Origin of the sequence: Streptococcus sp. sy010 (genome assembly GCF_007859175.1) — a bacterium.
Classification (GTDB): Bacteria; Bacillota; Bacilli; order Lactobacillales; family Streptococcaceae; genus Streptococcus.
Genome location: NZ_VOHO01000003.1, coordinates 134,968 through 147,392 on the forward strand (window position 1 = coordinate 134,968; position 12,425 = coordinate 147,392).

Annotated in this window: 10 protein-coding genes; 5 read left to right on the plus strand and 5 right to left on the minus strand. The window is 39.6% G+C overall.

Going from position 1 to position 12,425, the window contains the following annotated elements; genetic code table 11:
- Positions 1 to 19 precede the first annotated feature (19 nt).
- On the plus strand, positions 20 to 778 hold the full coding sequence (gene tpiA, locus FRX51_RS03990) for a triose-phosphate isomerase (protein WP_146496050.1): 759 nt from the start codon (positions 20 to 22) through the stop codon (positions 776 to 778).
- Positions 779 to 808: 30 nt separating this feature from the next.
- Here tpiA and FRX51_RS03995 read toward each other — a convergent pair whose 3' ends face one another.
- From FRX51_RS03995 to FRX51_RS04015, 5 genes are all read right to left on the minus strand, one after another.
- Complete coding sequence (locus tag FRX51_RS03995) at positions 809 to 2,038, minus strand: aminoacyltransferase (RefSeq protein WP_146496052.1); 1,230 nt, start codon at positions 2,036 to 2,038, stop codon at positions 809 to 811.
- Positions 2,039 to 2,043: 5 nt separating this feature from the next.
- Positions 2,044 to 3,279, minus strand: coding sequence for an aminoacyltransferase (locus FRX51_RS04000; RefSeq protein ID WP_146496054.1), 1,236 nt, complete (start codon positions 3,277 to 3,279; stop codon positions 2,044 to 2,046).
- The gene (locus FRX51_RS04005) at positions 3,279 to 4,496 is read right to left on the minus strand and encodes an aminoacyltransferase (RefSeq protein WP_146496119.1); all 1,218 of its coding nucleotides are present in this window, start codon (positions 4,494 to 4,496) and stop codon (positions 3,279 to 3,281) included. The genes FRX51_RS04000 and FRX51_RS04005 overlap by 1 nt, the downstream gene beginning before the upstream one ends.
- 1 nt (position 4,497) lies before the next feature.
- Positions 4,498 to 5,307: a sugar-phosphatase gene (gene yidA, locus FRX51_RS04010; protein WP_146496121.1), complete on the minus strand. Its 810-nt coding sequence runs from the start codon at positions 5,305 to 5,307 to the stop codon at positions 4,498 to 4,500.
- Between the two features lie 83 nt (positions 5,308 to 5,390).
- Positions 5,391 to 6,677: an HD domain-containing protein gene (locus FRX51_RS04015; protein ID WP_146496055.1), complete on the minus strand. Its 1,287-nt coding sequence runs from the start codon at positions 6,675 to 6,677 to the stop codon at positions 5,391 to 5,393.
- Between the two features lie 84 nt (positions 6,678 to 6,761).
- On the opposite strand from FRX51_RS04015, the gene FRX51_RS04020 reads away from it, so the two are divergent.
- From FRX51_RS04020 to prfB, 4 genes are all read left to right on the plus strand, one after another.
- Entirely contained in the window at positions 6,762 to 7,148 is a 387-nt protein-coding gene (locus FRX51_RS04020; protein ID WP_398587296.1) for a DUF1934 domain-containing protein, read from the plus strand.
- A 215-nt stretch (positions 7,149 to 7,363) separates the two neighbouring features.
- Entirely contained in the window at positions 7,364 to 10,048 is a 2,685-nt protein-coding gene (locus FRX51_RS04025; protein ID WP_146496057.1) for a cation-translocating P-type ATPase, read from the plus strand.
- A gap of 103 nt (positions 10,049 to 10,151) precedes the next feature.
- On the plus strand, positions 10,152 to 11,276 hold the full coding sequence (gene queG, locus FRX51_RS04030) for a tRNA epoxyqueuosine(34) reductase QueG (protein WP_146496059.1): 1,125 nt from the start codon (positions 10,152 to 10,154) through the stop codon (positions 11,274 to 11,276).
- Positions 11,277 to 11,324: 48 nt separating this feature from the next.
- Positions 11,325 to 12,420 (plus strand): peptide chain release factor 2 gene (gene prfB / locus FRX51_RS04035; RefSeq protein ID WP_146496061.1). Its coding sequence is split into 2 segments (ribosomal slippage): positions 11,325 to 11,396 and positions 11,398 to 12,420, totalling 1,095 coding nucleotides; the frame shifts between segments, so codons are not numbered across the junction.
- Positions 12,421 to 12,425: the final 5 nt, after the last annotated feature.

Here is a 12,425-nt window from a genome sequence, read left to right on the forward strand (position 1 = left end):
AATAGAAGAGGTATGTGAAATGTCACGTAAACCAATTATTGCTGGTAACTGGAAAATGAACAAGAATGTTCAAGAAGCTATGGCTTTTGTAGAAGAAGTGAAAGATAAATTGCCATCAGAAGAAGTGGTAGAATCTGTTATCGGAGCTTCACCTGTTTTGCTTAACGGTGTTAAATTCCAAGCAATGGGTAGTCAATTGAAAGTTGCTGCTCAAAACTGTTATTTTGAAGATGCTGGTGCGTTCACTGGTGAAACAAGTCCAAAAGTTTTGGCTGATCTTGGTGCAGACTATGTAATCATCGGTCACTCAGAGCGTCGTGATTACTTCCATGAAACAGATGAAGATATTAACAAAAAAGCTCATGCGATTTTCCGCAATGGCTTGACACCAATCATCTGTTGTGGTGAGTCGCTTGAAACTTATGAAGCTGGTAAAGCGGTAGAATTTGTTGGTGCTCAAGTATCAGCAGCCCTTAAAGGTTTGACAGCAGAGCAAGTTGCAGCATCAGTGATTGCTTATGAGCCAATTTGGGCTATCGGTACTGGTAAATCAGCTACTAAGGATGATGCACAAACAATGTGTAAAGCAGTGCGTGATGTGGTTGCAGCTGATTTTGGTCAAGAAGTGGCTGACAAAGTTCGTGTTCAATACGGTGGTTCAGTAAACCCTGCTAACATCGCTGAGTACATGGCTTGTCCAGATGTTGACGGTGCTCTTGTAGGTGGTGCATCACTTGAACCAGCTAGCTTCCTTGAATTATTGGCAGCAGTTAAGTAATTAAAAAAGAACTGGATAACCAGTTCTTTTTTAGCGTTTCAAAACTTTTTTAATCATTTGGATAAACTTGTATTTCAAAGGACGAGGGTAGTAATAAAAACTTCCAGGTTTACGTTCAATGTAACCGTTGAAATTTTGTTTGAAACGAAGGACACCGTCCTCACCTGAAAAATCTCCAGAAAAACCGAGTAAATTGTAGCGGGTGATACCACGCTTGATACTTTGGAGCATGACATACTCTTGTAAAAGGGCAGGTGCATAAAATTTGTTGAATTCGGTATAAGAGCCACTAAAGAGGTAGATAGACTCTTGTGGTGTATAGACAAAAAGACTACCAGCTAGGAGAACATCTTGGTTGCCATACTTGTCAATAAAGTCGGCAGCTTCCTTTTTTCGGACGGTAAAGGTATCAAATTGACTTTTTAACTCACGCAATTGGTTTTGTTTTTTCTCAGAATTAGGATTTGTGAGCAAATCATTTTCTAATTTTTCAATTTTCTTTTGCAGTGTGTCTTGATCTTCTTGGAGATTGGCTAAATAATCTTGAAAGTTAAGACTAGCGACCATAAATTCACAATTGGAGCCAAAGCCATCATAAAAATATTCATAATAATCAAGACTTTTAGCGACATAACCACGTCGATCAGAAGTCGTATCGACAATTTCCTTAAAAAGTGGCAGTTCTTCACGGTTGAGGGCTCGTAGTTTAATGCCGAAGGTTTGTGCTTTTTTAACGAGTGGTCGTCCTTTTTTGCTGAAGGATTTGAGAAGCGTGTCAGGTGTTAGCCCATTTAAATTTTTAATATAGTGCCAATCACTTGTTTCAAATCCCTTAGTGAGTCCACCGTAGTGATAACCAGCTTTTTGATAAAGCTCCACCAAATCATCGTTTGCTGTTTCTAGTGGCTGACCTTGGTCATCAAAATATTGATAGGTATCATAGGGTTTGATTTCTAATTCAATAATGCCTTCTTTTTTGGCAAATAGTTTTAGTTGATTGAGAAAAGGAAGAAGAAATTCTTTTTCCTTATAAATAGGCCCATAATGGATCTCCATACGCAAGCCGCCAGCAACCGGTAAGCCAAATAAAATAGCAGCTACTTGAATCGTTTGTTTGTTATCAAATAAGCCAATGGCTTTTACTTGATAGCCTCGCTTTTCTAACAAAGACATCATTTGGCTATTTTGTTCAAAATTGGCTTCAGTTACCGTTTGATGAAACTGGTCAAATTGCTGAGGTGTGAGCAGTTCTAAATACATGACAATTACTTTCTATTGAGTAGTCGTTTGACAAGCTGAATGAGCTTGTATTTGTAAGGATTTGGATAGTATCGGAAGGTTCCCATTTTACGAACAATATAGCCATTAAAGTTTTGCTTGAAGCGAAGAACACCATCTGAATGGTCAAATTCCCCTGTAATCCCTAGGAAATTATAGAAAGAGATGTTTCGTTTCAAACTTTCCAGCATCACGTATTCTTGTAGGACTGCTGGTGCATAAAATTTGTTGAATTCTGTATAAGAACCGCTAAAAAGATAGACGGTTTCTTGAGGAGTGTAGATAAACAGGCTGGCCGCCATGATGACATCTTGGTCACCATACTTATCAATGAAGTCTTGTGCTTCTTGTTGACGAATGGCTAGGGTATCCACTTGTTTGATGACTTGTTGTCGTTCTTTTTTCTTCTTAGCAGAATCAGGATTTTGACTTAGTTCTTGTTCGATGCGTTCTAACCTACTTTGAATTTCTGCAGCTTCTAGATTGAGATTATCTTGATAATCTTGAAAATTGAGGCTGGCTACCATAAATTCACAGTTTTCCTTGAAACTATCATAGAAATCTTGATAATAGTCCAAAGATTTATCAGCATATTCACGTCGATCAGATGTCGAAGCAGTAATATCTTTGAAGATTTGCAGTTCTTCACGTTTAAGTGGACGAATTTTAATTCCAAAACTATTAGCTTTCTTAATTAGTGGTCGTCCTTTTTTACTAAAAGAAGCTGTTAGATTTTCTGTCGTAAGACCTGTTAAATCTTTGACATAATGCCAGTCAGGTTCTCCTCCAGGATAACCTGTTTTTAAGCCATCATGAGTATAACCCAAATCAGTTAATTGTTGAATAAACTCAGTATGCTCTTGGCTAGTTGCTTGACCTTGGCTGTCAAAGGTTTGATAAGTTTGATAGGGTTTAACAACTAATTCTAAAGCCCCTTGTTGTTTAGCGTAATTTTTAAGTTCTTGATAAAATTCTGGTAAATCATCCGTTACGTTGCAGACAGGGCCGCCATTGATTTCTAAGTGCAGTCCACCAGTCATTGGAAGACTGTAAAGAAGAGCAGATACCACAATTTGCCCTTTTTTTTCTAAACCAATAAAACTGGTGTTGTAGCCTCGTTTCGTTAGCAAATCTGCCATTTCAGAGCTTTGAAGAAAGGATTTTTCCTTAACTTGACTAACATGGTCTAGAAATTGCTCTTTGCTGAGAGTTTTTAGCGTCATTAGTTTTTCTTCCTTAATTTTTTACGTCCAGCGTAGGCCAACATGAAGAGTCGATAGAGAACAGGATTGATTGGTAAATTGAACTCGCCGATAAATTCTTCAATGGTTGGATTTAGTTTTGATTTAAAGTTATATAGGCCACCAGAGAGGTCATTTTCCACCCCTCCCATATTCTGCCAAGTAATGCCCATGTCAAAGGCGTGTTGAGCCGTTTGGTGCCAAGTCAGTAAGGGAGCATTGTAGCTACGGAAAATCTCATCCATTCCAGCATAAAGATTTTCAGATGTTGGTCCAAAATTCAATGACAAGGTTGCTGCAAGCGGCACCATTGAACGTCCTTTTTCAAGTTCTGTTTGAATAAAATCAAGTTCTTTTTGCAGACGATTGATTTCATTTTGAGTATTTTTGACCTTGTTTTTGTGAGTGTTTTTGGTAAATTCAGCAAAGGTTGCCTGAGCCTTAGCCAATTCTGAACTGAACTGTTCTTGTTTTTCAGTAAGATTGAGAAAAGCCATGGTGATATAGGCTTGTTCACCATAGGTTTCAAGGAGTTTAGTGTAATAGTCCTTGTTACGCAAATGGATTTGTTTGCGAGTTTCCGTTTTTTTCATCAATTCAGTAAAATCTTCTACCAAATTGAGATGACCAAATTGAATTGATACTCCCTTGTTTTGTGCCACACGAATGATTTGCTTTGTTTTTTTATGGAAATCCGCTAAATCATAATGGTCAGCATAGAGATTGGCTTGGAAACGAGGTTGAATGTTATCTGAGATGTCGGTGGTTAAACCAGTCCATTGAGCTCCCTTGGCTTGCAATAAGGCGATTTGCTTTTGAGCATCGGTTTTTTCTTGAGGATCTTGCCCAATTTGATTGGTTCGTAAATGAAGATTGGGATCAAATTTGATAAAAATAGCCCGTTGTTTGCGTCCAAATGCTTTTAGGGATTTGAAAACAAAACTAACCAATTCTTCATCATTATAATCCATAATTGGTCCTCTTGGAATATAAAGCATGGTAAAACCAAGAGGAAGTTTTCTAATTAGAATCGAGGCAGAAGCAACCAGTTCTTGATTGCGATAAAAGCCCACTCGTTGATTGCCCCAATTGTCCTTAATCTTAGCCCATTTTGAACTTTGAAGTAGATTGGCTTGGGGATGATTTTGGACGAAGGTATCGTGTTCGTCTTGGGAAATTCCAATTTTATAGCTGAACATATTATTTAAGTGCCCACTTTCTAATGGCGTAAGCAACGCCTGACTCATCGTTTGATTTGGTAATGTGTTTGGCAATTTTCTTGATTTCTGGATTGCCATTTTCCATAACAACAGGATGAGCAACGACTTCTAGCATGGCACGATCATTTTCCTCATCGCCAATCGCCATGGTTTCGGTCATATCAAAACCTAATTGTTCTGCCAAATGGATAATGGCATTTCCCTTGCTGACTGTTTTAGCCACCACTTCAAGATAGAAAGGTTGCGATTTGACCAAGGTATATTGCTCATAAAAATCACTTGGGATTTGTGAAATGGCTTGATCCAGTAGCTCTGGCTCATCAATAAACATGATTTTGACAATTTCCTTGTCCTTCATCTCTTCTGGTGTCCGATAAAAAACAGGCATATTGACCAACTGAGCTTCATGAATGGTATATTTGCCAATATCTCGATTGGCAGTATAGATACCATCTTTGGTAATGGCATGCATGTGGACGCCTAACTGACGAGCTAGGTATTCCAAAGCCAAGTAATCTTGATAGCTCAAGGTTTCTTTGACCAAGTCTTGTCCACTAGCGACATCTTGCACCAAGGCACCATTAAAAGTGATGACATAATCACCTGCCTCGGTTAAATGAAGTTCTTTTAAGAGGTTGGTGACACCAGCAATGGGTCTGCCAGTAGTAATGACAACCTTGATACCAGCAGCTTTTGCTTCTTGAACCGCCTGAAAAACCTCAGGTGTGATTTGTCGTTGGCTAGTAAGTAGCGTGCCGTCAATGTCAACGGCGATAAGTTTGACTGACATAATATTTCCTTTAATATTGATAAAAATTCCAACTACTATCTTACTAAAATTATCATCATTTGTCATGCTTGGCAGCTAACTGTCTAGTTTAATGAAGCTAATAGTTGTAAAAATCTCTCTTTATGGCTAGCAAAGAGGTCTTCTGCAAAAAGCATTTCTTTTGGAAAGTAAAACCGACGATCGCCATGGACAGTCCCCATTAAGCTAGAAACCAAGGGTGATTCGTGTGACAACTCCAGTAGGCTGTTGTCCTCTTGTAAGATGTCAATCTGGGTTCTTGGCTTGTTACTTTCTGGGCGATAAATGTCATAGGGAAGGTCAAAACTACTATTGATGGCAGTATAATAAGCAGGATCAAAGCCAATAGCAGCGATTTCTTGTCGTAGTTGTTGGATGACTGGTTCGTCTTTTTCAGCAAAGGTTACCGATTTTAGAACTCTGCGATTGATAAAACGTTGCGACAAATCAGACAAGATAGGGTCGGTGGAGTCCATCCAGGACTGGATATAAGTGTTGAGAATACTGTCATCTAATTTAAGGTAGTCTTTAAGCGTATAAGTTTTATCAAAAAATGGAATGAGTTTGGGTGATTCTTTACGGAAAAAATTTTGGTGTGTAGGGTAGAGTATCTGAGCTCGTTTCAGTAGATTTTTTAACAAAACCTCCATAGCACGACTGGCTGGGTGGAAATAGACCTGCATGTACATTTGGTAGCGGCTAATGAGATAATCTTCGACGGCATGGTAGCCACCTTTGGTAAAAACAAGACCAGAATCGAGAGGTCGTAGGCTGCTTAAAATCCTGGCTAAATCAAATTGACCGTATTGAACACCTGTCATATAGGAATCACGAAGAAGATAATCCATACGATCACAGTCAATCTGACTAGAAATGAGTTGAATGACCTGTTTATTGGGATAAGTGTGGTTAATAACGCTAGCAACCTTATCAGGAAAGTCTGGTGCTACCTTGGTTAAGATTTGGTTGATTGCTGTGGTGGGACTAGTGATGATTTCCTGAGTAAATTGTTCATGATCAGTAGCAAAAAGTCCTTCAAAAGTGTGCGAATAAGGACCATGACCAAGATCATGAAGAAGGGCAGCGACCATTGTCAACAGGTTGTCGTCTGCCTGCCAATGCTCAGCATAATTTTCACTAAAGGTGCGTGTCACTTGTCTTGCTAAATGATAGACACCAAGGCAATGAGAAAAGCGGCTATGTTCCCCACCGTGAAAGGTAAACCCAGTGGTGCCAAGTTGTTTAATTCGTCTTAAACGCTGAAATTCTGGTGTGTTAATTAGATCATAGACAACAGGATGATCGACCACAATTTGATTGTGGATGGGGTCTCTAAATATTTTTTCTTTCATATTTTCATTATACCAAAAAATGCCTTTATTCTAGGCTTGAAAGATGGTTAAAATCTTGATAAAATGAACTAAAAGAAGGGGACGATGATGAAGATTGAGATAAAAAATAAGATTGATTTAGATGGTCAAATCGAACTGATTCATGAGGAGCATGACGTGGTCGTGACTGAAAAAAATGATTGGCTATATCTGATTTACCAAAATGATGACGCAGAAAAAGTGGTGATTAAATGCCAGAATCAAGAAATGATTATGACACGGTTTGGTCAACCAAATACCATTATGCGATTTGTAAATGGTGCCTATGCTTTAGCAAGTATTCCTACGCCAATGGGGTTACAACAACTGGTGACCCTAACCAAGTCTTTTGACCGATCTGAGAACAGTTTGCGTGTGACCTATGATTTATTACCAAATGAAGAAGCAAACCAGGTCTTTGCCTCTTACACGTTACAGATTAGCTGGAGCTAGTTCTTAGTTTATTTAAGGAAATGAGCGTAAAATCCTTGTGAAATCTCTTTTTTTCGTGTAAAATAAAAAGGAAATCAAGGGAGTAGCGACGGTATTACCGTGACAAGGTCGTCAAGCCGAAAGAAATTTCCGGCCTTGTCTTAAACAGCAAGACTTGTTTAGAAAACAAACAGGTCTTTTTCTTATGAAAAAGATCGCTAGAGAGGAGTTTTATTTTGTCTAAAGAACAAAATAAAGAATTGTTTTATACGAAACATCAAGACGATGTTTTGAAATCCTTGGGGGTAACCAAGGACGGTTTGACCAATGCTGAAGCACAAAAACGCTTGGAAGAATATGGTCGTAATGAGTTGGCAGAAGGAGAAAAACGTTCCTTCTTGGCTAAATTCCTTGATCAATTCAAGGATTTGATGATCATCATTTTGATTGCAGCGGCGGTTCTTTCTTTAATTGCCTCACATGGTGAGGAGTGGGCTGACTCAGTTATCATCATGGCTGTGGTTATCTTGAATGCTGCTTTTGGTGTTTACCAAGAAGGTAAGGCGGAAGAAGCGATCAATGCCCTTAAATCAATGTCAAGTCCTCTTGCCCGTGTCCGTCGTGACGGTCATGTCGTTGAAGTGGATTCTAAAAAATTGGTGCCAGGAGATGTGGTAATGTTGGAAGCAGGAGATGTTGTTCCTGCTGACATGCGCTTGTTGGAATCAAATTCATTGAAGATTGAAGAAGCGGCATTGACTGGTGAATCTGTTCCGGTTGATAAATTCCATGAAGCTATTATTGCAGATGATGCTGGTGTTGGCGACCGTGTTAACATGGCCTACCAAAACTCTAACGTCACCTATGGACGTGGGATTGGTGTCGTAACCAACACAGGTATGTTTACTGAGGTTGGTCATATTGCGACCATGTTGCAAAATGCCGATGAAACCGATACACCATTGAAACAAAATCTTCATCAGCTTTCTAAAATCTTGACCTATTTGGTGCTTGGTATTGCTGTCGTGACGTTTGCAGTTGGGGTCTTTGTCCAAGGAACAGCTCCCCTTAAAAGTTTATTGACTGCGGTTGCCCTTGCCGTAGCAGCTATTCCAGAAGGTCTGCCAGCTATCGTTACTGTGGTCTTGTCACTTGGTACACAAGTTTTAGCAAAACGCAATGCGATTATTCGTAAATTGCCGGCAGTTGAAACCCTTGGGGCGACAGAAATTATTGCTTCTGATAAAACGGGTACCTTAACCATGAATCAGATGACAGTTGAAAAAATCTATACTAATGGTGAATTATTGCCATCAAGTGCTGATTTAGCTCTTGATAACAATACCTTGCGTGTGATGAACTTTGCTAATGATACCAAGGTTGATCCAAATGGCAAGTTAATCGGTGACCCAACAGAAACTGCCTTGGTTCAATTTGGTCTAGATCATAATTTTGATGTGCGTGACATTTTAAAAGATGAACCACGTGTGGCAGAGCTACCATTTGACTCAACCCGTAAATTGATGTCAACCATCCATAAGCAAGCGGATAATCAATTCTTTGTTGCAGTTAAGGGTGCTCCTGACCAGTTGTTGAAACGTGTTCGTCACATCGAATCAAACGGTCAAGTTCGTGAAATTACAGCAGAAGATAAAGAAGCTATCCTAGCTATCAATAAATCAATGGCCAAACAAGCCCTTCGTGTCTTGATGATGGCTTACAAGTATGTGGATAGTGTACCAACACTTGAAACAAGTATCGTTGAAAATGACTTGGTCTTTGCTGGCTTGGTTGGTATGATCGACCCTGAGCGTCCAGAAGCGGCAGAAGCCGTTCGTGTCGCTAAAGAAGCAGGCATTCGCCCAATTATGATTACAGGTGACCATCAAGATACGGCAGAAGCCATTGCTAAACGTTTAGGAATTATTGATCCAAATGACAAGGAAGACCATGTCTTTACTGGTGCTGAATTGAACGAATTGACGGATGAAGAATTCCAAAAAGTCTTCAAACAATATTCTGTTTATGCGCGTGTGTCACCAGAACATAAGGTGCGTATCGTTAAGGCATGGCAAAATGATGGTAAGATTGTTGCCATGACAGGTGATGGTGTTAATGATGCGCCATCTCTGAAAACAGCAGATATTGGTATCGGTATGGGGATTACAGGAACAGAAGTATCAAAAGGTGCTTCAGATATGGTTCTTGCTGATGATAACTTTGCAACGATTATCGTGGCAGTTGAAGAAGGACGTAAAGTCTTCTCTAACATTCAAAAAACCATTCAATACCTCTTGTCAGCTAACATGGCAGAAGTATTCACCATCTTCTTTGCAACACTATTTGGTTGGGATGTCTTGGCACCAGTTCATTTGTTGTGGATTAACTTGGTAACAGATACCCTACCAGCCATTGCCCTTGGGGTTGAGCCAGCAGAACCTGGTGTCATGAGTCATAAACCTCGTGGACGTAAGTCAAGCTTCTTCTCAGGTGGTGTCATGACGTCAATCTTGTATCAAGGTATTTTACAAACCATCCTTGTACTTGGTGTCTATGCTTTTGCTTTGAAATTCCCAGAGCATAGCACTTATCAAGAAATTCATGCAGATGCCTTAACGATGGCTTATGCAACACTTGGTTCAATCCAACTCTTCCATGCTTATAATGTTAAGTCAGTTTATCAATCAATCTTAACTGTTGGTCCATTCAAGAATCGTCTCTTCAACTGGTCAATTGTTATCGCAGGACTTCTTTTGGCGGCTACTCTTGTGATTCCAGGCTTTAAGAACTACTTCCATGTGACGACTTTAAGTTTGACACAATGGCTAGTTGTTTTGGTGGCTGGTTCTATGATGATTGTGATTGTTGAATTGGTTAAGTTTTATCAACGTAAAGTTGGTTTGGATAAAAATGCGATTTAGTGATTAACCCAAAAACTCTCGAACATTTTTGCCGAGGGTTTTTCTTATTAAAAATAGCTATCACGTCTTGAAACTTCTACTTTTTTCCTTTAAGATAGATAGTATGAACATCAAGGAAGAAATTCAACGTTTAGCTAAGGAAATTGGCATTTCAAAAATTGGTTTTACGACGGCAGATGATTTTTCTTATTTAGAAAAATCACTCCGTATGGCCTATGAAAATGGTACGAATTCTGGTTTTGAACATAAGAATATTGAAGAACGGTTGGATCCTAAATTATCTTTGGAAAGTGCCAAAACGATTATTTCGATTGCAGTAGCTTATCCTAATAAACTTCCTATTGCTCCACAAAAATCGGATTATAAGCGTGGTAAGTTCACGCCCAATAGTTGGGGGTTGGACTATCATCATGTATTACAGGATAAGTTAAAACGTTTGGCTGCTGGTATTGAGGAGTTGTGTGCAGACTTCCCCTTAGAACATAGGGCTATGGTGGATACAGGAGCTTTGGTAGATACGGCAGTGGCTAGACGGGCGGGAATTGGCTTTATTGGTAAAAATGGACTGGTCATTTCCAAAGAATATGGTTCTTACATGTATTTGGGCGAATTGATTACCAATTTGGAAATTGAACCAGATCAGCCTGTTGATTATGATTGTGGGGATTGTAGGCGTTGTTTGGATGCTTGTCCGACCTCTTGTTTGAATGGTGATGGCACGATGAATGCCAAGCGTTGTTTGAGTTTTCAAACGCAGGACAAGGGCATGATGGACTTGGAATTTCGTAAGAAAATCAAGACGGTTATTTACGGTTGTGACATTTGTCAGATTTGCTGCCCTTATAATAAAGGCATTAACAATCCCTTGGCCAGTGATATAAACCCTGACATTGCCCACCCTGAATTGATTCCCTTTTTGGAGTTGAGTAATAAGACTTTCAAGGAAAAATTTGGTATGATTGCAGGTGCTTGGCGGGGGAAAAATATTTTGCAACGTAATGCCATTATTGCCCTTGCCAATGCTCATGACCGCTCTGCTATTATTAAATTGCTAGAAATTATTGAGAAAAAGCAAAATCCCATTCATGCGGCGACAGCCATTTGGGCTTTGGGGGAGATTGTTAAAAAACCAAGTCCAGATTTGATTGAGGTAATTTTAGAAGTATCCTCGGACAATCAAGACATCATGACGGAACGTGAGCTCTTGCTCAAAAAATGGCAGGTTTAGGCCAAATATGGTACAATAAATAGACTTTAATTTAGCGAGGTAAGAAAGATGGATATGGCAGAAATTCGCCAAAAAATACAAGCCTACGAAGAAAAGCTAGCTAGCTTTGGGAGGTCTCTTTGACTTAGAGGCTTTGGAAGAAGACATTGCTCAGCTAGAAAATCAAATGTCAGCACCAGATTTTTGGAATGACAATTTAGCTGCTCAAAAGGTGTCACAAGAACTAAATGGTCTAAAACAGACCTATCAGACCTATCATGACATGGCTAGTTTACTGGATGATGTGACAGTGTTACAGGAGTTGGTGGCAGAAGACGAGAGTTTACTGGAAGAATTGAGCAACAACTTGACCCAACTGGAACAGATAATGACCAGCTATGAAATGACCCTTTTGTTATCAGAACCTTACGATAGTAACAATGCAATCTTGGAAATCCACCCAGGTTCTGGAGGAACTGAAGCACAAGATTGGGGTGATATGCTACTTAGGATGTACACTCGTTTTGGTAATGCCAAAGGTTTCAAGGTCGATGTTTTAGATTATCAAGCTGGTGATGAAGCAGGGATCAAGAGTGTTACCCTATCGTTTGAAGGGCCAAATGCTTATGGTTTACTCAAGTCTGAAATGGGTGTGCATCGCTTAGTAAGAATTTCACCTTTTGATTCAGCCAAGCGTCGTCATACCTCATTTGCCTCGGTTGAGGTCATGCCAGAGTTAGATGATACCATTGAGGTGGAAATCCGTGATGATGAAGTGAAGATGGACACCTTCCGTTCAGGTGGTGCCGGAGGTCAGAATGTCAACAAGGTATCAACAGGTGTGCGTTTAACCCATATTCCAACAGGAATTGTTGTGGCTTCAACTGTTGACCGTACCCAGTATGGTAATCGTGACCGTGCCATGAAAATGTTGCAGGCCAAGCTCTATCAACTTGAACAAGAAAAAAAAGCTCAAGAAGTGAACGCCCTTAAAGGTGATAAAAAAGAAATTACTTGGGGAAGTCAAATTCGTTCCTATGTCTTTACGCCTTATACCATGGTTAAGGATCATCGCACTAGTTTTGAAGTGGCTCAAGTGGATAAGGTCATGGACGGTGATTTGGATGGTTTTATTGATAGCTATTTGAAATGGCGAATGGAATAGAAAGG